This is a genomic window from Paenacidovorax caeni, from assembly GCF_001298675.1.
GTDB classification, from domain to species: Bacteria; Pseudomonadota; Gammaproteobacteria; order Burkholderiales; family Burkholderiaceae_C; genus Paenacidovorax; species Paenacidovorax caeni.
The window spans coordinates 87,776-110,712 of sequence record NZ_CYIG01000012.1 but is presented as its reverse complement, the minus strand read 5'-3'; the positions used below and the strand labels follow the sequence as shown (position 1 = coordinate 110,712).

General features: G+C 65.5%; 14 protein-coding genes. 5 read left to right on the top strand and 9 right to left on the bottom strand.

Annotation, left to right across the window (positions count from 1 at the left end; genetic code table 11):
• Window positions 1–15 precede the first annotated feature (15 nt).
• The 6 genes from BN2503_RS07535 to scpA form a co-directional block, all read right to left on the bottom strand.
• The gene (locus BN2503_RS07535) at window positions 16–2,955 is read right to left on the bottom strand and encodes an HD domain-containing phosphohydrolase (RefSeq protein ID WP_054256041.1); all 2,940 of its coding nucleotides are present in this window, start codon (window positions 2,953–2,955) and stop codon (window positions 16–18) included.
• Window positions 2,956–3,228: 273 nt separating this feature from the next.
• Window positions 3,229–3,690, bottom strand: a complete 462-nt coding sequence (locus tag BN2503_RS07530) for a VOC family protein (protein WP_054256040.1) — start codon at window positions 3,688–3,690, stop codon at window positions 3,229–3,231.
• Window positions 3,691–3,748: 58 nt separating this feature from the next.
• Window positions 3,749–5,803, bottom strand: a complete 2,055-nt coding sequence (locus BN2503_RS07525; protein ID WP_054256039.1) for an acetyl-CoA carboxylase biotin carboxylase subunit — start codon at window positions 5,801–5,803, stop codon at window positions 3,749–3,751.
• 21 nt (window positions 5,804–5,824) lie between these two features.
• Window positions 5,825–7,357 (bottom strand): acyl-CoA carboxylase subunit beta, encoded by a 1,533-nt coding sequence (locus tag BN2503_RS07520; RefSeq protein WP_054256038.1) that lies wholly within the window; start codon window positions 7,355–7,357, stop codon window positions 5,825–5,827.
• Window positions 7,358–7,410: 53 nt separating this feature from the next.
• Window positions 7,411–8,421 carry a methylmalonyl Co-A mutase-associated GTPase MeaB gene (meaB, locus tag BN2503_RS07515; RefSeq protein WP_054256037.1) on the bottom strand — a complete coding sequence of 337 codons (1,011 nt, stop codon included), beginning with the start codon at window positions 8,419–8,421 and terminating at the stop codon, window positions 7,411–7,413.
• Window positions 8,422–8,449: 28 nt separating this feature from the next.
• Window positions 8,450–10,612 carry a methylmalonyl-CoA mutase gene (gene scpA, locus BN2503_RS07510; RefSeq protein WP_054256036.1) on the bottom strand — a complete coding sequence of 721 codons (2,163 nt, stop codon included), beginning with the start codon at window positions 10,610–10,612 and terminating at the stop codon, window positions 8,450–8,452.
• Window positions 10,613–10,735: 123 nt separating this feature from the next.
• Between scpA and BN2503_RS07505 the strand changes: the two genes are divergently transcribed.
• Together BN2503_RS07505 and BN2503_RS07500 are read left to right on the top strand one after the other, a co-directional pair.
• Entirely contained in the window at window positions 10,736–11,374 is a 639-nt protein-coding gene (locus tag BN2503_RS07505; protein WP_054256035.1) for a GntR family transcriptional regulator, read from the top strand.
• A gap of 176 nt (window positions 11,375–11,550) precedes the next feature.
• The gene (locus BN2503_RS07500) at window positions 11,551–13,395 is read left to right on the top strand and encodes an AMP-dependent synthetase/ligase (protein WP_054256034.1); all 1,845 of its coding nucleotides are present in this window, start codon (window positions 11,551–11,553) and stop codon (window positions 13,393–13,395) included.
• A gap of 61 nt (window positions 13,396–13,456) precedes the next feature.
• Here the strand turns inward: BN2503_RS07500 and BN2503_RS07495 are convergent, their stop codons facing one another.
• Both BN2503_RS07495 and ettA read right to left on the bottom strand, forming a co-directional pair.
• Complete coding sequence (locus tag BN2503_RS07495; RefSeq protein WP_233495026.1) at window positions 13,457–15,631, bottom strand: DUF1631 family protein; 2,175 nt, start codon at window positions 15,629–15,631, stop codon at window positions 13,457–13,459.
• A 345-nt stretch (window positions 15,632–15,976) separates the two neighbouring features.
• Complete coding sequence (gene ettA, locus BN2503_RS07490) at window positions 15,977–17,638, bottom strand: energy-dependent translational throttle protein EttA (protein WP_054256032.1); 1,662 nt, start codon at window positions 17,636–17,638, stop codon at window positions 15,977–15,979.
• 261 nt (window positions 17,639–17,899) lie between these two features.
• On the opposite strand from ettA, the gene BN2503_RS07485 reads away from it, so the two are divergent.
• On the top strand, window positions 17,900–19,630 hold the full coding sequence (locus BN2503_RS07485) for a DEAD/DEAH box helicase (protein ID WP_054256031.1): 1,731 nt from the start codon (window positions 17,900–17,902) through the stop codon (window positions 19,628–19,630).
• Window positions 19,631–19,843: 213 nt separating this feature from the next.
• Window positions 19,844–21,664, top strand: a complete 1,821-nt coding sequence (locus BN2503_RS07480) for a M14 family metallopeptidase (protein WP_054256030.1) — start codon at window positions 19,844–19,846, stop codon at window positions 21,662–21,664.
• Between the two features lie 606 nt (window positions 21,665–22,270).
• Here BN2503_RS07480 and BN2503_RS07475 read toward each other — a convergent pair.
• Window positions 22,271–22,633: a DUF6232 family protein gene (locus BN2503_RS07475; RefSeq protein ID WP_054256029.1), complete on the bottom strand. Its 363-nt coding sequence runs from the start codon at window positions 22,631–22,633 to the stop codon at window positions 22,271–22,273.
• Window positions 22,634–22,673: 40 nt separating this feature from the next.
• Here BN2503_RS07475 and BN2503_RS19315 point away from each other — a divergent pair, with 40 nt between their 5' ends.
• Entirely contained in the window at window positions 22,674–22,928 is a 255-nt protein-coding gene (locus tag BN2503_RS19315; RefSeq protein ID WP_082366524.1) for an HAD hydrolase-like protein, read from the top strand.
• The last annotated feature ends 9 nt before the right edge of the window (window positions 22,929–22,937 follow it).

Below are 22,937 nucleotides of genomic sequence, written 5' to 3'. Positions count from 1 at the left end.
GCCGATCCTCGTGCATCAATGCAGGTAGTTCTCGATTTGCACGGCATCGATGAGTTCTGGCGGCATGTAGCGCTCGGCATAGGCCTGGTAGACGCCCGCGCGCAGGAACAGGGCGAAAACGTCAGCATCGATGTGCTGCTCGCGGCACATGCGCGCCATGATGTGAAGGGCTTCGGACAGGCGCTTGCCTGGCTTGTAGGGGCGATCCGCCGCCGTCAGCGCCTCGAAGATATCGGCGACGGCCATCATCCGTGCCATAGGACTCATGTCTTCCCGGCGCAAGCCCCTGGGGTAGCCTGTGCCGTCCATTTTTTCGTGGTGCCCTCCGGCAATTTCGGGCACGGCGCGCAGGTGTTTGGGAAATGGCAGGCGCGCGAGCATTTTGATGGTTTGCACCATGTGCTCGTTGATCTTGTAGCGCTCCTCTGCGGACAACGTGCCGCACGACACCTGCAGGTTGTACAGCTCGCCGCGGTTGTAAAGCAGCTCAGGCACGTCGATCCGAAAGCCCCAGGGATTGCCTGGGGCGATGCGGTCTTGGGGGGCGCGTTCGATGCGGTGCGCGGGCTTGTCCGACAGCAGCTGCTCCTGCACCGGCTGGGGGGGGGCTTGGGAAGATGGGCGCGCCGCTGGGCCGCTTCTTGGGAAATGCCCAGGGCATCGTCCAGCGTGCGTGTCCAGGTGCGCTGGGCAATGTCCAGCAACCGCTGCTGCTGCAAAGGTGACAGGTATTCCCCGCCCTGGTTGCAGGCGGCGACGAAGGCGAATTCTTCGTCCAGCACACGGCATGCCTGCTCCATCTCCGCGCGCCTGGGCCGGTGGCACGCCCGCAGCCATGGCTTCGTGCATGGCGATCTGCGCGTCGCGCTTGAGCACCTCGAAGCGCATGCGTACTTCGTGGATGCGGTCGTAGATGGTTTCCAGCTTCGTCGCCTTGTCCACCACGTATTCCGGCGTGGTGACTTTGCCGCAGTCGTGCAGCCACGCGGCCATGTGCACCGCTTCCCAGTCCTGTGCGCTGAGCTGAAAGGCTGCAAACGGCCCCTCGGTCTGGGCACAGGCGGCCTGGGCCAGCATCTTGGCCAGCTCAGGAACGCGCGCGCAATGGCCGCCGGTGTAGGGACTCTTGGCATCGATGGCCCCGGCTATCAACTGAATGAACGCCTCGAACAGCTGCTTTTGCTCCTGGATCAGTGCACGGGCCTCCAGCGAGACGGCGGCCGTGCCGGACAGGGCCGCCACAAAAGAGACCTGTGCGCCCTCGGGCGGGCGCTTGAGCAGTAGCAGCATGGCGCCCACACATTCGCGCCGCCGGTTCAGCAAGGGAATCGCAACGCCATGCGCCAGTCCCTCGGCCAGCCCCGGGACCTGCAGGCGCAATGCGTCCAGGTCCTCCGCGGTGATGGGCCGGCTGCACACACGCCCTTCGGAGAGGGCCGTATCCATCAAAGGGCCGGCGGTGGACGCGTCTTCGCCCGCGCCGGGCGCTGCCGGGCCGGGCATCTGGGGGGCCGCCAGTTGCGCAAGCGCCTGGGTATCGAGTGCCGTGCCATCGGGGCACAAGGCGCTGGAAGGCACCAGCCGCTGGCCATCGGCCAGGTACAGCACCCCCGTCGCAGCGCCGGCAGTGAGCACCGTTTCGCGCAGCAAGCGCGGCAGGAGGCGGTCGAACTGCTCCTCGGAGGCGACGGCCATGCTCAGATCGAGAAACCTCCGGATGGTGGCCTGCATGCCTTGCAGCGTCACGGCAAGGTCGCGGGTCTCCTTGACCAGGGGCGTGACCTGGATGGGCTGCTGGAAATCGAAATGCCGGATGGCATCCACATCGCGCACCAGGCGGCGCAAGGGCTGAGAAATCGCGCGTGCCAGCACCCAGGTCAGGGGGATCGACAGCACGATGATCAGCAAGGTGGCCAGGGCAGACCATTTCAGCTGGCGCCGGGCGTCGGCGGTCAGCTCGGCATCGGGAATGGCCATGAGCAAGCGCAAGTCCTGCGACTCCTCCATGAACATGCGCACGGCCGCCGTGCGCCACACCGCGCCGCTGCCATCGACATACCGGCTCAGCGCACGTTCCTGGCGGCTCAGCGGCTGCTGGAAAAGCTGTGCCAGGGGGGCACTGCGCAATTCGGCCAGCTGCGGCATGGCGCCACGGCGCTCACCGGCATGCAGCAGCGCGGCAATGCGCTCATGGGCCACCAGTTCGCCCTCGCCATTCACCAAGGCCAGTTCGGTACTGGGCGTGACTTTGTGGCGCGCTAGGAAGGCGCCCAACGTAGCCAGGTTGATATCGGCACCCACCACGGCGCCCCCTTCCTGCGCCGCAGCCGCGAGCGTGATGCCCACCGAGCGCGTGGTGTAGAACACATAGGGGCGGGTTTGTACCACGCCTTTGGCAGACTGGGCCTGCCGCCACCAGCCGCGGGTGCGCGGGTCGTAGGCATTGCCATACCCCTGGCGCTCGGTGCGCTGGATGATTTCACCTTGCGCGCCCAGGTAGATGTAGTACCCGGCCGGCTCGATGCCGTGGGCGATGCTCTGGACCACAAACCGTGCCGCCGGCGGCGCATCCAGCAAGGCGTGGTCGCTTTCATCCAGGCGCCGCAGCAGGAAGAAATCGCCGTTCGGATAGCCCACGTAGACGGCACTGATGACGGAGGCCCCCTTGAGCACCTGGGACATGACGCTCAGGCTGTCGAGCCGCTGCGGCAACGAATCCGCCAAGGTAATGCGGTGTACGCGCAGAAACTGCAGCGCCATTTCGGCAGGCTCCAGGGTGTTGCGCAGCTCCTGCTGCACGGACTGGCCCATGCGCTCCCACTGCTCGCTGGCGGCGGTTTGCACCATGCTGGCGCTCATGTAGTAGCCAAGCCCGCCAATCAAACACCCAACCAGCAACGTCAGCGTGAAAAACAGCGTGGAGAGGTGGACGTGCAGAGGCTGAAGCAGGCGCATGGGAGTCTCCGTGTCGTCGGGTTCTCCAATATATCGGCTGCTCACAGTTTTTTTCCCTGCTTGCGAAATGCTGCGCAACCCTGCTGCCGGGCCATGGCTCGCGCCTCATGCAAGTTGCCATGGCGGGCCGGCGCCGGTGGCGTCCGCAAGGCATGCCCGGCGCGTGCAAACGCAACAAGCGCCGGACCCCTTACGGGATACGGCGCTTGAAAGCGCTATCTATTCAATAGCTTTTAGCGCTTATTGCATGGGCGCTAGAGGGCAAAAAGAGCGTCAGCCGAGTGCAGCAATCACTTCCGGCGGCGCCTGCACCAGCTCAATCAGCACGCCCTCACCCGCGATCGGGAACTCGTCATTGCTCTTGGGGTGCAGGAACGTGATGTCGTAGCCGGCTGCACCTTTGCGGATGCCGCCGGGCGCAAAGCGCACGCCCTGGGCCGTGAGCCATTCCACGGCCTTGGGCAGGTCGTCGATCCACAGGCCGATGTGGTTCAGCGGCGTGGTGTGCACGGCGGGCTTCTTCTCGATGTCGAGCGGCTGCATGATGTCCACCTCGACCTTGAAGGCGCCCTGCCCCATGGCCAGGATGTCCTCATCGACGTTCTCGCGCTCGCTTTGGAACGTGCCGGTCTGCTGCAGGCCCAGCATGTCCACCCACAGCTTCTTCATGCGGCCCTTGTCGGTACCGCCGATGGCGACTTGCTGGATGCCCAGCACTTTAAAGGGGCGGGTCATTGGATGCTCCTCATCTGATAGCTGCCAGCGCTTTACTGGAAAGCGCTGGAGGCATATTTCATTGAAATTCCAGGATGACCTGGTCCACCGCCAGCGACTCGCCCTTGCCGGCCACGATCTTGCCCACCACGCCATCCTGCGCAGCAAAGAGGATGTTTTCCATCTTCATGGCTTCGATCACGGCCAGCTTTTCACCGGCCTGCACCTTCTGGCCCGGCTGCACGGCCACGTCGACCAGCAGGCCGGGCATGGGCGAGAGCAGGAACTTGGACAGGTCTGGCGGCGCCTTGTAGGGCATCAGTGCCAGCAGGCGTGCGCCCAGGGGCGAGAGCACCATGGTCTCGATCTGCGTGCCGTTGTGCTGGATGCGCAGGGCCAGCGGGTTCTTGCCCGCGCCGCGCTCCACCTGGGCGGTGAAGCCCATGCCGTTGCACTGGCCTTGCACGCGAATTTGGCCCAGCGTGGCTTCGCTGCTGATCTGGTAGCTCTTGCCGTTCACCGACACGGCGCTGGAGCGGGTCTTGCCGTCCATCTCGAAGTCGGTCACCGATACCTCGGTGTGCTGGTTCTTGCCTTCCTGGCCCAGGGTGACGACCACGAATTGCTCGCCCACCTTCACTTCATGGCCGGCCAACTGGCCGGTGATGCCCGAGGCGCGCGCACGGTAGCGGCGGTGCATGTAGGCTGCCAGGGCCACCAGGAAGTCGGGGTCGTCGTGCGGCACGTCTTCAGCGGCAAAGCCCTTGCTGTAGTGCTCGGCAATGAAACCGGTATTGAACTGGCCCGAGACGAACTTGGGGTGCGCCAGCAGCGCGGCCTGGAACGGAATGTTGCTGTTGATACCGCGGATGACGAAGCCGTTGAGGGCTGCGCGCATCTTGGCGATGGCGTCGTTGCGGTCGGTGCCGTGCACGATGAGCTTGGCGATCATCGAGTCGTAGTACATCGGGATCTCGCCGCCCTCGTACACGCCGGTGTCCACGCGCACGCCCAGTTTTTTGCTGGTGTCGGACTGGAACATGCTCTCTTCCGGCGGCTGGAAACGCACCAGACGGCCGGTGGAGGGCAGGAAGTTGCGGAACGGGTCTTCGGCGTTGATACGGCACTCGATGGCCCAGCCGTCGCGCTTGACGTCGGCCTGCGTGATCGCCAGCTTCTCGCCAGCCGCCACGCGGATCATCTGCTCCACCAGATCCAGGCCGGTGATGCACTCGGTCACCGGGTGCTCCACCTGCAGGCGGGTGTTCATTTCCAGGAAGTAGAAGTCCTGGTCCTTGCCGACCACGAACTCCACCGTGCCAGCGGACTGGTACTTCACGGCCTTGGCCAGGGCCACGGCCTGCTCGCCCATGGCCTTGCGTGTGGCGTCGCTGATGAAGGGCGAAGGCGCTTCCTCGATCACCTTCTGGTGGCGGCGCTGGATGGAGCACTCGCGCTCGTTCAGGTAGATCACGTTGCCGTGGCTGTCGCCCAGGATCTGGATCTCGATGTGGCGCGGCTCCTGCACAAACTTCTCGATGAAGATGCGGTCATCGCCAAAGCTGTTGCGGGCTTCGTTCTGGCAGCTGGCAAAGCCTTCGAACGCTTCCTTGTCGTTGTAGGCAACACGCAGGCCCTTGCCGCCGCCGCCCGCCGATGCCTTGATCATCACGGGGTAGCCGATGCCCTTGGCAATCTCCACCGCCTGCTCGGGGCCGCTGATGGCGTCGTTGTAGCCGGGGATGGTGTTGACCTTGGCCTCGTTGGCCAGCTTCTTCGATGCGATCTTGTCGCCCATGGCTGCAATCGAGTGCGCCTTGGGGCCGATGAAGGCAATGCCTTCGTCTTCGCAACGCTGGGCAAAAGCCTCGTTCTCGGAGAGGAAGCCGTAACCGGGGTGGATGGCCTGTGCGCCCGTTTGCTTGGCGGCGGCAATGATCTTGTCGGCCAGCAGGTACGACTCGCGCGATGGTGCCGCGCCAATGTGCACGGCCTCATCGGCCAGCTTGACATGACGCGCTTCCTTGTCGGCATCGGAATACACAGCCACGGTGGCGATGCCCATCTTGCGGGCGGTGGCGATGACGCGGCAGGCGATTTCGCCGCGGTTGGCGATCAGGATTTTCGTAAACATGTTCTTGTTCTCCGTGGCCGATTACAGGGGGATGTTCCCGTGCTTGCGCCACGGGTTCTCAAGCTTCTTCTCGCGCAGCATGACCAGCGAGCGGCAGATGCGCTTGCGCGTCTCGTGCGGCAGGATCACGTCGTCGATGAAGCCGCGTGCGCCGGCCACGAACGGGTTGGCGAAGCGCTCCTTGTATTCAGCTTCGCGCGCGGCGAGCTTCACAGGGTCGTTCTTGTCCTCGCGGAAGATGATCTCCACCGCGCCCTTGGCGCCCATCACTGCAATTTCAGCGTTGGGCCAGGCCAGGTTCACGTCACCACGCAGGTGCTTGGAGGCCATCACGTCGTACGCACCGCCGTAGGCCTTGCGCGTGATGACGGTGATCTTCGGCACGGTGCACTCGGCGTACGCGTACAGCAGCTTGGCGCCGTGCTTGATGATGCCGCCGTATTCCTGGCTGGTGCCGGGCATGAAGCCGGGCACGTCCACGAAGGTGACCACGGGGATGTTGAACGCATCGCAGAAGCGCACGAAGCGCGCGGCCTTGATGGAGCTCTTGATGTCCAGGCAGCCGGCCAGCACCAGCGGCTGGTTGGCCACGATGCCCACGGTCTGGCCTTCCATGCGGGCGAAGCCAATGATGATGTTCTTGGCGTACTCAGGCTGCAGCTCGAAGAAGTCGCCGTCGTCCACCGTTTTGACGATCAGCTCCTTCATGTCGTAGGGCTGGTTGGGGTTGGCCGGCACCAGGGTGTCCAGGCTCAGGTCCATGCGGTCGGCCGGGTCGTGGCTCTTGCGCACCGGCGGCTTTTCGCGGTTGTTCAGCGGCAGGTAGTTGTACAGGCGGCGCAGCATCATCAGCGCCTCCACGTCGTTCTCGAACGCCAGGTCGGCCACGCCGCTCTTGGTGGAATGGGTGATGGCGCCGCCCAGTTCCTCGGCGGTCACTTCCTCGTGCGTCACGGTCTTGACCACTTCGGGGCCGGTCACGAACATGTACGAGCTGTCCTTGACCATGAAGATGAAGTCGGTCATGGCGGGCGAGTACACGGCGCCGCCGGCGCAGGGGCCCATGATCATGCTGATCTGCGGCACCACGCCGCTGGCCATCACGTTCTTCTGGAACACGTCAGCGTAGCCGCCGAGCGAAGCCACGCCCTCTTGGATGCGCGCGCCGCCCGAGTCGTTCAGGCCGATCACCGGCGCGCCGACCTTCATGGCCTGGTCCATGATCTTGCAGATCTTTTCGGCATGCGCTTCCGACAGCGCGCCGCCGAACACGGTGAAGTCCTGGCTGAACACGAACACCAGGCGGCCGTTGATCATGCCGTAGCCGGTGACCACGCCGTCGCCCGGGATCTTGTTGTCGGCCATGCCGAAGTCGGTGCAGCGATGCTCGACGAACATGTCCCATTCCTCGAACGTGCCGTCATCGAGCAGCAGCTCGATACGCTCGCGCGCCGTCAGCTTGCCCTTCTTGTGCTGCGCGTCGATGCGCTTTTGGCCACCGCCCAGGCGCGCAAGCTCGCGCTTTTTCTCCAGTTGATCGAGGATGGTTTGCATGGTTCGTCCTTCGTATGAATCCGTTGTGCTATGTATTCGTGAGCTGCTCGCGCTTACCCAGCCTGGGCTGCGAGCAGATTTCTTGCTGCAGTACTGGCCGCGATGCGGCCCGAGGCCACGTCGGCCTGCATCTGCGGCAGCAGCGCCCGCACCCCAGGGTGCTGGCGGAAGGCCTGCTTGAGGCCGTAGTCGATGCGCTCCCACATCCAGGCCAGCGCCTGGCGTTCGCGCCGCGCCGCCAGGCGGCCATTGGCCGTTTGCAGCTGGCGGAATTCGCTTACCGCGGCCCAGAAGTCATCCACGCCTTCGCTCTTGAGTGCGCTCAGGGTGATGACGCGCGGCTGCCACAGCGCGGCGTCGTGGTGCGCATGCTCGGGGTTGCCGTGCATCGACAGCAGGCGCAGGCTGGAGGTGATCTGGGCCTGCGCGCGGGTAGCCGCGTGCGGGTCGATGTCAGCCTTGTTGATGACCACCAGGTCGGCCAGCTCCATCACGCCCTTCTTGATGGCCTGCAGGTCGTCGCCCGCGTTGGGCAGCTGCAGCACGCAGAACATGTCGGTCATGCCCTGCACGGCCGTTTCGCTCTGGCCCACGCCCACGGTTTCGACGATGACCACGTCATACCCCGCAGCCTCGCAGACCAGCAGGCTCTCGCGCGTCTTCTCGGCCACGCCGCCCAAGGTGCCGCTGCTTGGGCTGGGGCGGATGTAGGCGCTTTCCTGCATCGAGAGCTGCTCCATGCGCGTCTTGTCGCCCAGAATGGAGCCGCCTGACACGGTGGAGGACGGGTCGATGGCCAGCACCGCCACGCGCAGGCCCTGGGCGATCAGGTGCAGGCCCAGCGCCTCGATGAAGGTGGATTTGCCCACGCCCGGCACGCCGCTGATGCCCAGGCGGAACGCGCGCCCGGTGTGCGGCAGCAAGGCGGTGAGCATCTCATCGGCCTGGGCACGGTGGTCAGGGCGCGTGGACTCCAGCAGCGTGATGGCTTTGGCCATGGCACGGCGCTGCACCGCAGGCTGGGTGCGCTGAACAATCGCGCCAACGCGCTCTTCTACGCTCATAGTCTGGTCAGCCAGGGCGCCTGCCCGTTCAAGCCGCTACGGCCTTGCGGATCTGCTCCAGCACGTCCTTGGCGCTGGCCGGAATGGGCGTGCCCGGGCCATACACGCCCTTCACGCCAGCGTTGTACAGGTACTCGTAGTCCTGCTGCGGAATCACGCCGCCAACGAAGACGATGATGTCGTCCGCGCCTTGCTTCTTCAGCTCGGCAATGATGGCCGGCACCAGCGTCTTGTGGCCTGCGGCCAGCGTGGAGACACCGACTGCGTGCACGTCGTTCTCGATGGCCTGGCGTGCGCACTCCTCTGGCGTCTGGAACAGCGGGCCCATGTCCACGTCAAAGCCCAGGTCAGCGAAGGCCGTGGCCACCACCTTGGCGCCCCGGTCGTGGCCGTCCTGGCCGAGCTTGGCGATCATCACGCGCGGGCGGCGGCCCTGTGCGTCGGCGAAGGCGCTGATTTCGCCCTTGAGCTTTTCCCAGCCTTCGGCCGAGTCGTATGCAGCAGCGTACACACCGGTCACCTTTTGCGTATCGGCGCGGTGGCGCCCGAAAACCTTCTCCAGCGCGTCCGACACCTCGCCCACCGTGGCACGCAGGCGGATGGCCTGGATCGACAGGTCAAGCAGGTTGCCCTGGCCGCTTTCTGCTGCAGAAGTGAGAGCAGCCAGCGCTTGCTCCACGGCTTTTTGGTCGCGTTTTGCCTTGATGGCGTTGAGGCGGGCAATCTGGCTGTCGCGCACCTTGATGTTGTCCACCTCCAGGATGTCGACCGGGTCTTCCTTGGCCAGCTTGTACTTGTTCACACCGACGATGACTTCCTTGCCCGAGTCGATGCGCGCCTGCTTCTCAGCAGCTGCGGCTTCGATCTTGAGCTTGGCCCAGCCGCTGTCCACGGCGGCCGTCATGCCGCCCATGGCCTCGACTTCCTCGATGATCTTCCAGGCGGCGTCGGCCATGTCCTGGGTGAGCTTCTCCATCATGTAGGAGCCGGCCCAGGGGTCGATCACGTTGGTGATGTGGGTCTCTTCCTGGATGATGAGCTGCGTGTTGCGCGCGATGCGGGCCGAGAACTCAGTCGGCAGTGCAATGGCTTCGTCCAGGGCATTGGTGTGCAGGCTTTGCGTGCCGCCAAACACCGCCGCCATGGCCTCGATGGTGGTGCGCACCACGTTGTTGTACGGGTCTTGCTCGGTCAGCGACCAGCCCGAGGTCTGGCAGTGCGTGCGCAGCATCAGGCTCTTGGGCTTCTTGGCGTCAAACCCCTTCATGATGCGGCACCACAGCAGGCGCGCGGCGCGCATCTTGGCGATTTCCAGGTAGAAGTTCATGCCGATCGCCCAGAAGAACGACAGGCGGCCCGCGAAATCATCTACGTCCATGCCCTTGGCAATGGCCGTCTTCACATATTCTTTGCCGTCGGCCAGGGTGAAGGCCAGCTCCAGCGCCTGGTTGGCGCCGGCTTCCTGCATGTGGTAGCCCGAGATCGAGATCGAGTTGAACTTGGGCATGTTCTTGCTCGTGTACTCGATGATGTCGCCGATGATGCGCATCGACGGCTTCGGCGGATAGATGTAGGTGTTGCGGACCATGAACTCCTTGAGAATGTCGTTCTGGATGGTCCCGGACAGCTTGTCCTGCGAAACGCCCTGCTCCTCGGCCGCGACGACGTAGCCAGCCAGCACGGGCAGTACGGCACCGTTCATGGTCATGGAGACCGACACCTTGTCGAGCGGAATGCCGTCGAACAGGATCTTCATGTCCTCCACGCTGTCGATGGCGACGCCCGCCTTGCCGACGTCACCCGTCACGCGCGGATGGTCACTGTCGTAGCCGCGGTGCGTTGCCAGATCGAACGCCACCGAAACGCCCTGCCCGCCTGCTGCCAGGGCCTTGCGGTAGAACGCATTGGACTCTTCAGCGGTCGAGAAACCGGCGTACTGGCGGATGGTCCAGGGGCGCACGGCATACATCGTGGCCTGCGGGCCGCGCATGTAGGGCTCAAAGCCGGGCAGCGTGTTGGCGTAGGGCAGCGCCTGCGTGTCTTCGGCTGTGTACAGCGGCTTGACGGTGATGCCGTCGGGCGTGACCCAGTTCAGGGCGTTCACGTCACCGCCCGGCGCCGACTTGGCGGCGGCCTTGGCCCAGTCAGCAAGGCTGGAAGTCTGGAAAGTAGGTTCGGATGGGCTGCTCATGGCGGTGATGCTTTCGCAAATTTGGCAAGAAGGGGCGGATTTGCTCGCTGCTGTTCGCACGATTGCGCAAGTTTACCCGATCTGTAATTATTAATTCTTAGTTTTTTGCACTACAGTTCCGCCATGTCTGCAGTCACCCTCACCCCCCGCGCGCTCTACGAACAGGTGGCGGAACAGTTGCGCCAGCGCATTTTCCGCCGCGAGTTGGAGCCGGGCGGCTGGATCGACGAGCTGAAGATCGCCGAGGAGTTCGGCATCAGCCGCACGCCGCTGCGCGAAGCGCTGAAGGTGCTGGCGGCCGAGGGACTGGTGACGATGAAGGTACGGCGCGGCGCCTACGTGACGGAGATGAGCGAGAAAGACCTGCGTGACGTGTACCACCTGCTGTCGCTGCTCGAGAGCGACGCCGCAGGCGTGGTGGCGCGCAACGCCACCGATGCCCAGCTGCAAACGCTGCAGGCATTGCACGACGAGCTGGCCGCCTGTATCGATGATCGCGAGAAGTTCTTCGCGGTGAATGAACGCTTTCACCTTCAGCTCCTGGCGCTGGCCGATAACCGCTGGCGCGATCAGATGGTGACCGACCTGCGCAAGGTCATGAAGCTCAACCGCCACAACTCGCTGTTCAAGCAAGGGCGTATCGAAGACTCACTCGCCGAGCACGGCGCCATCATGGCGGCGCTGCGCGCACGCGATGCGGTGGCGGCTACGCAGACCATGCAGGCGCATTTCCGCAATGGGCTGCAGGCAGCAGCGGCATAGCCAGTAGGTTTTCCCGCCATCTCCGCAGGGCGCCTCACGCCGCCCAAACACCCCAGCCGCAGGCCGATGCAGCCTCGGCGCCATGCTGCAGCGCCGGTGAAAAAAGGCCGCAGCGCTATCATTTGGAGATCGCCCGGGCCAACCCGGCCTGGCGCACTCCTGATATGTCTGTCTGCATGACTGCCTCCGTCCCCGATCTGCGTGCCATCCACACCCTGCCCGAACTGCTGGCCTGGCGTGCCGCCCAAACCCCCGAAACCGAGGCCTACCGGCATTTCGATCCTGTGGCCGGTCAGTGGACCAGCCTGAGCTGGGCGCAGACCCGGGAGCGGGTGGCGTGCTGGAGCCGCGCCCTGGCCGCGTCGAACCTGCCCCTGGGGGCGCGTGTCGCCATCCTGCTGCCGAATGGGCTGGACGCGATGAGCATTGACCAGGCCGTGCTGGCCACCGGCTGCGTGCCGGTGCCGCTGCACGCCATCGACAACCCGGGCAGCATCGCCTACATCTTGCAAGATGCACAGGTTGCGCTGCTCGTCGTCGCCGAGCCGCAGCAGTGGGAACGCATCCGCGACGTCGGCACGCCACTGCCGCACCTGCAGCAGGTGGTGGTAACCGATCCGGCCCATGCGCCCGCTGCCGACCTTTCCACCCAGGCGTCCGTGCAAAGGCCGGCCATCACGGGACTGGCGACCTGGCTGGCCCAGGCCGCGCCTACGCAGGCACTGCCCCCTGCGCCCAAGGCGGAAGATCTGGCGGCCATTGTCTACACCAGCGGCACCACCGGCAAACCCAAGGGGGTGATGCTGACCCACGCCAACGTGATCGCGGACGTCAAGGCGGTGCTGGCGCGCATCACCCCCGTGCCAGAGGATGTGTTCCTGTCCTTCCTGCCGCTGTCGCACACCTTCGAACGCACCGGCGGCTACTACCTGCCCATGGCAGCGGGCAGCTGCGTGGCCTATGCGCGCTCGGTGGCCCTGCTGGGCGAAGACCTGAAGACCGTGCGGCCCACAGTGCTGGTCTCGGTGCCGCGCATTTACGAGCGCGTGCACGCCAAGGTGCTTGAGACGCTGTCGCACTCGCCACTCAAGATGCGGCTGTTCGAGGCGGCGCAGTCCGTGGGCTGGCGGCGCTTTCGCGCCCAGCAGGGCCTGCCGGCGGCCGCGGACGATGGCCAGGGCGGCTGGCTGCGCCTGCTGCCGTGGCCGTTGCTACGCTCACTCGTGGCCCAGCCGCTGCTGGCGCAGTTCGGCGGGCGCGTGCGCGTGGCCGTGAGCGGCGGTGCGCCACTGTCGCCCACCATCGCTCGCTGCTTCCTGGGCCTGGGCTTGCCGCTGGTGCAAGGCTACGGCATGACCGAGACGACGCCCGTGGTCAGCGCCAACACGCTGGAGGACAACGACCCCGCCACCGTGGGCCGCGCCCTGCCGGGTGTGGAGGTGCGCATCGGCGAGAACCGCGAACTGCAAGTGCGTGGCCCCATCGTCATGAAAGGCTACTGGAACCGTCCCGAGGACACTGCCCGCACCATCAGCCCCGAGGGCTGGCTCGGCACGGGCGACCAGGCCGAAATCGTAGGTGGCCGCATCCGCATCCTGGGGCGGATCAAGGAGATCATTGTCACGTCCACCGGCGAAAAAGTGCCCCCGGGCGACCTGGAGCTCGCCATCACGGCCGACCCGCTGCTGGAGCAGGCTTTCGTCGTGGGCGAGCAACGCCCGTTCATCGCCTGCATTGCCACGGTGCGCAAGGAAGAATGGCGCCAGCTCGCCGAGGCCCTGGGGCTGGATCCCGAAGACCCGGCCAGCCTGGCCGACCCGACCGTGCAGCGCGCGGTACTCGACCGCATCGAGCGGCGCACGTCCAGCTTTGCGCGCTATGCCGTGCCACGCGCAGTGCACCTGGTGCGCGATGCCTGGACGATCGACAACGGCCTGATGACGCCCACGCTCAAGCTCAAGCGCAACAACCTCATGGCCCGCTACGGCGCAGCCATCGAGGCCATTTACCAAAAACGCTGATCGGAGAGAAAATGGCTGCCAGCGCTTACTAAGCAAGCGCTGGCAGCTATCAAAAAGAGAGTTATTGCCCCGGCGGGGGCAAAACGCGCAGACTGCCTTCGGCCATCAGTTTGTCGCACATACGCCGCGTCATCGACTGCGTGCTGCCATCGGGTGCGGTGAACAGAAACAGCGTCTGCTGCGGGCTGGCCCAAGTCAGCTGCGTGCGCACGGCGCGGCGCTGGCTGACCAGCTCGAACCAGTCACCGACACTGAACGCCGCAGCGGCCTGCGCTGGCGGCAGGGCGGGCGCGCTGGCGTCCAGATCCAGGTCGATATCCACATGCTGCTGCGACGCTGCCTCGGCCGCGGGCGCTGGCTCGTTGCTGGCTGCAGCAGCGGCCTGGACCTGGGCCAGGACCTCGTCATGGCGCTCTTGCAGCCGCGCCAGGAAAGATTGCACATGCTCCTCGGAGCGGCCAATGCCCAGCAGTCCGCGGCGCAGGGTTTCCCGCATGCCAGGCAGCGCGGCCATCAGGCGCTGCGCATCGCCACCGACATGTTCCGGCTGCACGCTCCAGAACAGCTGCGGCACCAGCGCCAGATAGCCACCGGGGTCATCCTCGGTCGGCGCATGAATCTGCGCCCATGCCGCCACCTCGGCCCAGGGGCCGGTGGCGAAATCCACAATGTCGGCAGGCACCTGCCCGACGTCTGCGAGCTGACCGATGCCCTGGGCGATCTGCGCCGCCAGCTTGGCGCGCTGCTCCACCAGGCGCAGCGCCTGTGCTTTGGCCTCGCGCTGGGCGCGCTCCTTCTTGGCCTGCGCCTCCCAGGCGGTTTCAAGGGCCGTGAGCACCGAGGCGAAAGGCGACGCGTCCTGGATGCTCTGCCCCGACAAATGCACCACCGCTTCATTGACCACGCGCATGAAGCGGCTGAAGCCCGTGGCGTCTTCAGATGCGAAGGCACGGCTGCGCTCCGTCACTTCGTCAAGCAGACGCCGTGCGGGGTGTGTCTCGTCGTTGAAAAAAACTGGGTCGTGGCGCACGAGCTGCTGCAAGGCGGGCTCCAGGCTGCGCACGGCGCGCTGCACTGAGGGCAGCAGGCGCTCATCCTGCACCAGGTGCTCCACCATGCGGCTGACCACCTCCTGCGCAGCCATGCCCGGGTCGGCCGCCGGCGCGCTTGAGGGCACCGCGTACACCATCCCCGGGGCCAGCACGGGCACGGCCTGCACGCCCGCCGCAGCCGGCCACCCCGCCAGCGGCGCCGCCTGGCTGGCCTGTGCCGGAAACGCCTGGGCCAAGCGGCCCACGATGCGCTCCAGCTCCGCAATATCTTCCATGGCCTCGGCCGCCACGGCCTGCTGCGCATAGACCCCGCCCTGAAGGCTGCTCGGCGCCCCCGCCAGAGCGCCTTGTGCGCTGACAGCGACCCGGTGCGGATTGATGGGCTGCGCCGACAGCATCTGGCGCAGCATGCCCACGGTGAGCAAGGCCTCCTCGGCTTCGGCAGCGGGAGAATAGCCAGCGCCCCAGCCGGTCATGGCGCCGCTGCGGCTGTAGCCCGTTGCTGCCAGGTCCGCGGCCATGCTGTGGCCGTACCCGGTGCCGTAGGCACCGCCCTGCTGGCTGGCCGCATAGCCGCCGCCCTGCTGGCTGTGGCGCGCCATGCCAGGCCCCATGGCCACGGCATAGCCCACGGGTTGCACCCCCTGCTCGCGCAGGGCTTTGGCAGTACGCTCGTATTCCTCGGTAAGCAAGCGCCCCAGCGGATCGCGCAGGTAGCGCATCCACACTTGGCGTACCGCGCCGGATACGCCCGTCTCGCCCACCACCTGCTGCAGCGCGCGGATGTAGTTGTCCGGGCGCAGCGGGTTGCGCTCGGGCTGCACGCTGCGCAGACCTTGGGCCGCGCTGACCAGGGTGTTGAGTTCGGCCAGCGTGGCGTCAGTGGCGTGCACCGCCAGCTGCTGGGCGCGCGAAAACTCCACCTGCGCCTGCACCTGCGCATCGTCCATCAGCGAGAGCTCACCGAAATCCATGCCCGTAGCCGTCGCAGGCATCGACTTGGCGGGGGCCGGCCCCTCGGCGAAGACTTCCAGCAAGGCCATGGGATAGGCCTTGACCAGCGTGGGCGCATGTTCACGCAGCAGGCGCAGGGCATCGGCCAGTTCCGTGCGCTGGTGCACGTCGCGTGTGGCTGCCTCGTCTGCCGTCAGCGCTGCCGTCGTGGCCTGGAGCAGTTGCTCCATGAGCGCTTCCCCTCGGCGAACGGCATTGACGACGCATGCGCGGAAAACCGTTCTGGCGCTGGTCGCTGAAAGGGACATGGTGGGGGAATGCAAAAAAGCGAAGAAAACTACCCGATGCTACTACCTGCCAGGGATTCTTTGCGCGTGGCGCGGCGCCCCTAACGGCTGGGCGCCCTCTTCGCCCAAGCCCCCAGCTGCGTGGGGTGCCACGCCTTGCGCCAGCTGGCTGGCGTACGTGCCAAATGTTGATAGCAGCCAGCGCGCACTGGGAGCCATTTCAGGGTGGGTTTTCATCCCTAAGTGGCTTCCATCGTGCGCGAGGTGCTATGTTTTTTAAAGCCGTGATTACTTCAGCGCCTTGTAGCGCATGCGCTTGGGCTTGGCGCCTTCCTCGCCCAGGCGCTTCTTCTTGTCGGCCTCGTATTCCTGGTAGTTACCGTCGAAGAACACCCACTGGCTGTCGCCCTCGGCGGCCAGGATGTGCGTGGCGATACGGTCGAGGAACCAGCGGTCGTGGCTGATGACCAGCACCGTGCCGGCGTATTCGAGCAGCGCGTCTTCCAGTGCACGCAGGGTTTCCACGTCGAGGTCGTTCGAGGGTTCGTCGAGCAACAGCACGTTGCCGCCCTGGATCAGCGTCTTGGCCAGGTGCAGGCGCCCGCGCTCACCGCCCGAGAGCATGCCCACCTTTTTCTGCTGGTCCTGGCCGTTGAAGTTGAAGCGGCCGCAATAGGCGCGGCTGGCCATCTGGAATTTGCCGATGTTCAGCATGTCCAGACCGCCCGAGACGTCTTCCCACACGGTCTTCTCGTCCGACAGCGCATCGCGCGACTGGTCCACGTAGGCCATCTTCACGGTCTGGCCGATGACCACGGTGCCCTCATCGGGCTGCTCGCGCCCGGCGATCAGCTTGAACAGCGTCGATTTACCCGCGCCGTTCGGCCCGATGATGCCGACGATGGCCCCGGCGGGAATGGTGAAGCTCAGGTTGTCGATCAGCACGCGGTCGCCAAAGCTCTTGGTAACGTTGTGGAACTCGATCACTTGCGTGCCCAGGCGCTCTGCCACAGGAATGAAGATTTCCTGCGTCTCGTTGCGCTTTTGGTATTCGTGGTCGCTCAGCTCCTCGAAACGTGCGATACGCGCCTTGCTCTTGGCCTGGCGGCCCTTGGCGTTCTGGCGCACCCATTCCAGTTCCTTCTTCAGGGCCTTGGCGCGGGCCTCCTCGCCCTTTTGTTCGGCCTCCAGGCGGTTTTGCTTCTGCAGCAGCCACTCGGAGTAGTTGCCCTTGTAGGGAATGCCGTGGCCGCGGTCGAGTTCAAGAATCCACTCGGCGGCGTTGTCGAGGAAGTAGCGGTCGTGGGTGATGGCCACCACGGTGCCAGGGAACCGGTGCAGGAACTGCTCCAGCCACTCGACCGACTCGGCGTCCAGGTGGTTGGTAGGTTCGTCGAGCAGCAGCATGTCAGGCTTGGACAGCAGCAGGCGGCACAGCGCAATACGGCGCTTTTCACCACCCGAGAGCACGCCCACCTTGGCATCCCAGGGCGGCAGGCGCAGCGCGTCGGCGGCGATTTCGAGCTGGTGCTCGGAGTCCGTGCCCGCGGTGGAGAGAATGGCCTCCAGGCGTGCCTGCTCGGCGGCCAGCGCGTCGAAGTCAGCCTCGGGATCGGCGTAGGCGGCGTACACCTCTTCCAGCTTGGCGCGCGCGGCGAAGACTTCGCCCATGGCATCTTCCACGCTCTCGCGCACGGTGTGCTCGGGGTTGAGTTGCGGCTCCTGCGGCAGGTAACCGATCTTCAGCCCCGGCATGGGGATGGCTTCGCCCTCGATCTCCTTGTCCACGCCCGCCATGATCTTCAGCAGCGAAGACTTGCCCGAGCCGTTGAGACCCAGTACGCCAATCTTGGCGCCGGGGAAGAAGGACAGGGAAATGTCTTTCAAGATCTGCCGCTTCGGGGGCACGGTCTTGCTGACACGGTTCATCGAATAGACGTATTGGGCCATGGCTCGTTATGAAAAAAACTGCAAAAAAAGGAGCACCGGATTTCGGCGCGTAACCCGAGATTATCGACGCATGCGACAATACCCGTGCCGTGGGTTCCAGTTGCCCTGGCAACAGCGCTAAAGCTGGGGAGGACGGAAAAGCCTTTTTCCTAAGCTCCCACCCTTGAACCCCATCTGCCTGCATAACTGGCGTGGCGCCAACCAAAGGCACCGCGCAAGGCCGATACCCAGCGCCCCGGATGGGCGCACTTCCTAAATTTCATGACATTCGACGAACTGAAGCTGGCTCCGGCCATTCTCAAGGCCGTGCAAGAACAGGGCTATGCCCAGCCGACGCCGATCCAGGCCCAGGCCATTCCGCTCGTGCTCGCAGGCCACGACCTGCTGGCCGGCGCACAGACCGGCACCGGCAAAACCGCCGCCTTTACCCTGCCGCTGCTGCACCGTCTGGCCGAAGGCCAGGCCCCGCGCAGCCAGTTCGGTGGCAAGGCCATCCGCGCTCTGGTGCTGACGCCGACACGCGAACTCGCGGCGCAGGTTGAGGAATCCGTGCGCGAATACGGCAAGTACCTTGACCTGAACTCCACCGTGATCTTCGGTGGCGTGGGCATGAACCCGCAGATTGACCGCATCAAGCGCGGCGTCGACGTGCTCGTGGCCACCCCCGGGCGCCTGCTGGATCTGCAGCAGCAGGGTTTCATGGACCTGTCCAGCGTTGAGGTGCTGGTGCTGGACGAAGCCGACCGCATGCTCGACATGGGCTTCATCCACGATGTGAAGAAGGTGCTGGCGCTGCTGCCGCGCACCAAGCAGAGCCTGCTGTTCTCGGCCACGTTCAGCGATGAAATCCGCGAGCTGGCGGGCAGCCTGCTCAAGGATCCACAAAGCATTCAGGTCACCCCGCGCAACACCACGGTGCAGCGGATCAGCCAGGTCATCCACCCCGTGGGCCGCGGCAAGAAAAAGCAGGTGCTGCTGCACATCATCCAGCAGCACGACTGGAGCCAGGTGCTGGTGTTCACGCGCACCAAGTTCGGCGCCAACAACGTGGCCGACTACCTGACCAAGAACGGCGTCACCGCCATGGCGCTGCACGGCAACAAGAGCCAGAGCGCGCGCACGCAGGCGCTGGCGGGCTTCAAGAGCGGCGAGATCCGCGCCCTGGTGGCCACCGACATCGCCGCGCGCGGCATCGACATCGACGACCTGCCGCATGTCGTGAACTACGAGATTCCCAATGTCCCTGAGGACTACGTGCACCGCATCGGCCGCACCGGCCGCGCCGGCAAGGAAGGCCAGGCCGTGAGCCTGGTGTGCATGGATGAAGAGGGCTTCATGATGGACATCGAGCGCTTCACCAAGCAGGAGATTCCCGTACAGGTTCTCGAAGGCTTCGGCCCTGAGGAGGGCGAAAAAGCCGAGCCCATCGCCATGGGGCGCCAGACCATCTGGGGCGGCGCGGGCAAGCCGCCGAGCCGCGACGTCATGCAGGCCGCCGCCAAGGCGGCGCGCCAGGAAATGATGGAGCGCATCCGCACCACCAAGACGGCCCAGAAAGAGCGCGGCGGCAAGGCCGGTGGCGAGGGTGGTGAACGCGGCGAACGCACCAGCCAAGGTCCACGCCAGGGACAGGGCGGCCCACGCAGCAATGCCCAAGGCCCGGGAGGCCAGAACCAGGGCCGTGGCCGCAGCGGCGGCGCACGTGGCGGCCGTGGTGGCAATGGACGCAGCCAGGGCGAGCGCCCGCCGCGCGAAGACGACTTCGACGACCACCGCCAGCCACGTGCCGACGCCCACCTGGGCACCCAGTTCGGCCATCCCAAGCCTGCGCGCCGCTCCACGCCCGGCGGCAGCCAGCCCGACCCGATGCGCACCAGCGTAGACAGCATGGCCAACCGCGGCGGACGCAGCGGTGGTGGTGGCTTCCGTGGCGGCTTCGGTGGTGGTGGTGGCGGCGGCGGACGCGGTGGACGCGGCGGCTACGGCCGCTGATATTCACCACAGCGGCATGCCACGCCAGCCCTGCGCGCGGCGCTTGTGGTCGTGCGCGGGTGTCCCTGGCAAGTCCGGGGCCGCGTTGCCTTAACATCGGATGTTTCGGCGAGGGCAGTCCGGCCCTCTCCGGGACGCCGCCGTAGCCCGCCTGCCGGTGCAGCGCGCAGGCCGTCCCGAGGTGAGACTTCGTACCCCAGGCATACCGCGACCATGACGACTTCGCCCTCCGCTCCCATCACGCCCTTGCGCTCCCCGGCTGCCGTAGCGCGCCTCACCGTGGTGTGTGCCGCGGCCCTGCTGGCTGCCTGCACCAGCACCCCCCTGCCACCTTGGCCGAGTACGCCGGGCACGGTCAGTGCGCCGCGACCTGCGCCGCAAGCGCCCCGGCCACAACCGGCCGTCGTGGTGGCAGCGCCACCGGCCAACCCTGGCGGCGTCACCATCAACCCGCTGGGAACGTCGGCCCAGCCTGCCCCGCTGGCGGCCATGCCCTACGGGCAGGCCGTGGCCGCACGTTTCCCCGACCCGATGGTGCGCTACCAGACGCCCGGCTTGGCAGACGGCCGCAGCGCCTACACGACGAATGCCGAGCTGGCGCAGTGGCTGCGCCAGCTTGAAATCCCGGCCACCCCAGGTGGCACGCGCCTGGCGGTGCAGGAACTGGGCCTGTCGCAGGCGGGCACACCCATTCTTGGCCTGGTCGCTACGCGCGCCCAGGGGGTGGATGCCGCCAGCCTGGAAGCCCAGGGCCACCCAACGGTGCTGCTCGTGGGCCAGCAGCACGGCGACGAGCCCGCCGGCAGCGAAGCGCTGTTGGCCCTGGCCCGCGAGCTGGCGCCCGGCGGCCTGCTCGAGCCGCTGCTCGAACGCATTAACGTCATCCTCGTGCCGCGCGCCAACCCCGACGGCGCCGAGCGTGGCCAACGCACCACGGCCAACGGCGTCGACATGAACCGTGACCACCTGCTGCTGACCACGCCCGAGGCGCGCGCGCTGGCGGTGCTGGTGCGCAACTACCGCCCCGTGGCCGTGATCGACGCGCACGAGTACACGGTTACCGGCCGCTTTGTGCAGAAGTTCAATGCCATTCAGCGCTACGACGCGCTGCTGCAGTACGCGACCACGGCCAACATGCCCGAATTCATCACCAAGGCGGCGCACGAGTGGTACTACACACCGATGAGCGACGCCCTGCGCGTCCAGAAGCTGAGCAGCGACTGGTACTACACCACCAGCACCGACCCGCAGGATCTGCGCGTCTCCATGGGCGGCGTGCAGCCTGATACCGGGCGCAACGTCAACGGCCTGAAGAACACGGTGAGCCTGCTGGTGGAGACGCGTGGCGTAGGCATCGGCCGCGCGCACATTCAGCGGCGTGTACACACCCAGGTCACGGCCATGACCAGCGCGCTGCGCAGCACGGCCGAGCGTGCCCAAAGCCTGGCGCAGGTGCGCTCGTTCGTGGCGCGCGACATCAGCGCCCAGGCCTGCCGTGGTGAGCTCACCATCGAGGCCGGCCCGACGCCCGGCCAGCATGAGCTGCTGATGCTCGACCCCGTCACCGGTGCCGACCGCAGCGTACAGGTGCAGTGGAACTCTTCCCTCACGCTGCGCCCGCTCAAGACCCGCGCGCGCCCCTGCGGCTACTGGCTGTCAGCCAGTGCTGCCCCTGCCGTGGAGCGCCTGCAGCTCCTGGGCCTGCAAGTGCTGCGCGTGGCCGAGGCCGGCTCCGTGCTGGCCGACACCTACACCGAGACCAGCAGCAGCACGGGTGTGCGCGAGGACGTGCGCGGCAGCGTGGCTGGCGGTGGTGACATCGTGCGTGTCGAGGTCGGCGCCGCGCGTGCCGCCATCGATGTGCCCGCCGGCAGCTATTACGTGCCGCTGAACCAGCCACTGGCCAACCTGGTCGTTGCGGCGCTGGAGCCCGACACGCAAAGCAGCTACTTCGCCAACCGGCTCATCCACCAGTTGGGAGACACCGCACGCGTAATGGCCTCGCCGTCGCTGGTGTTCGAGGAACAGGACTGAACACCTGGCCGCAGGCGCTCGCGAGCTGTCTGGTGCGACACCCGTCGTCAGATTTTTTGCGGGCGAGCCCACTGGTGCTCACAGGCCGCTTCTGGGTACAGATGCGCGCGGGCAGTCCCGGCCAAGAACTGCCTGTCTGCGCATCGTGGTAGCTGACCGTTTCAAGTCCGGGAGCTGCCACTCATTTCAAGTGTCTGGCAGACATTCGCCCCATCGCCTGGCACAGTGCTTTGCGTAGGAGACTGTTCGCCAATGTCGCGTGAGGTCAAGACTTCGGCGTCCTGGGTCATTTCCGCGATCGCCCCTGTACGGCACAGTTGATCATCAACTGATCTCTGAGGGACGTACCGATGGATACCTCATCCAAGTGCTTGTTAACGACTGCCATGGTCAACCCCCTTTCGCTGGCAGCGCATGGCGCTGCAGGGAGCCTGCCGACCCCACCCACCCAGTTTTTGCCTGTGGCTGAAGGGCGCACCTCAAGCGCTGCCCCCCCCGCAGGGCGAAGCGGGACCATCACACATGCAACTGAGTCCCTCGGGATAAAACGGCCGTTCTATCGGTGGCAGCTGTGACGGTGAATGCACAGGCTGATGCGCGAATGCATCAACCGCGGTGAACTATGGCGTCGTTCAGTGCAGTTATTACATTGCGTACGAGATCCTCTCGCTCAGAGGTAAGCGCCTTGGTTTCACCACCAGAGGTTCTCAACATTACGTGATATTTGGTTTTCTGCAACATCAACCACAGCACGCCAACCGCCATAACGATTAGTCCAGCAACGACGATAGAGGCGCAGCACATCACAAAGCCAACTATTAGCAAGATGATTGGGCCAACCCTGCTGTGGCGATCCTGTGAGCTGGATACAGATGTAATGTTGCTCATCGCGAACGTCTGCTCACCGACAAGAAATCGCGCGTTCGTGACCTTGACATTCTCGTGCTCGAAGAACGTTTTTTCTTCCACAGAAATCCCTCTCGTTTGATGTCTTTCACTTCGGTGGCAAATAGTACTGCTGAACAAGCTGGGCATTCCACCGTGCCGAGCAATCTACGTGGGAGACCAATTGACCGATGCCGAAGCAGCCAGGGCAGCGGGCGTGGCATTCGGTGCGGTGTGTTGGGGGTACGGTGCACCGCAAGCCTTGGCGCGGGCTGCGCCCGAGGCAATGTTCGAGACGGTTGACGCACTGCGGCTGTTGGCTCGCAGTACGCAGCCCGACGCGCGCTTCCTCAAGGCACAACCAGGCATTGATGGATGACACGCCCTG

Coding starts and splice junctions, on each gene's coding strand:
- BN2503_RS07535 (WP_054256041.1), bottom strand. CDS start 2,955: ATGCGCCTGCTTCAGCCTCTGCACGTCCACCTCTCCACGCTGTTTTTC.
- BN2503_RS07525 (WP_054256039.1), bottom strand. CDS start 5,803: ATGTTTACGAAAATCCTGATCGCCAACCGCGGCGAAATCGCCTGCCGC.
- BN2503_RS07495 (WP_233495026.1), bottom strand. CDS start 15,631: ATGGAGCAACTGCTCCAGGCCACGACGGCAGCGCTGACGGCAGACGAG.
- BN2503_RS07530 (WP_054256040.1), bottom strand. CDS start 3,690: ATGACCCGCCCCTTTAAAGTGCTGGGCATCCAGCAAGTCGCCATCGGC.
- BN2503_RS07505 (WP_054256035.1), top strand. CDS start 10,736: ATGTCTGCAGTCACCCTCACCCCCCGCGCGCTCTACGAACAGGTGGCG.
- BN2503_RS07520 (WP_054256038.1), bottom strand. CDS start 7,357: ATGCAAACCATCCTCGATCAACTGGAGAAAAAGCGCGAGCTTGCGCGC.
- BN2503_RS07485 (WP_054256031.1), top strand. CDS start 17,900: ATGACATTCGACGAACTGAAGCTGGCTCCGGCCATTCTCAAGGCCGTG.
- ettA (WP_054256032.1), bottom strand. CDS start 17,638: ATGGCCCAATACGTCTATTCGATGAACCGTGTCAGCAAGACCGTGCCC.
- BN2503_RS07480 (WP_054256030.1), top strand. CDS start 19,844: ATGACGACTTCGCCCTCCGCTCCCATCACGCCCTTGCGCTCCCCGGCT.
- BN2503_RS07500 (WP_054256034.1), top strand. CDS start 11,551: ATGACTGCCTCCGTCCCCGATCTGCGTGCCATCCACACCCTGCCCGAA.
- meaB (WP_054256037.1), bottom strand. CDS start 8,421: ATGAGCGTAGAAGAGCGCGTTGGCGCGATTGTTCAGCGCACCCAGCCT.
- scpA (WP_054256036.1), bottom strand. CDS start 10,612: ATGAGCAGCCCATCCGAACCTACTTTCCAGACTTCCAGCCTTGCTGAC.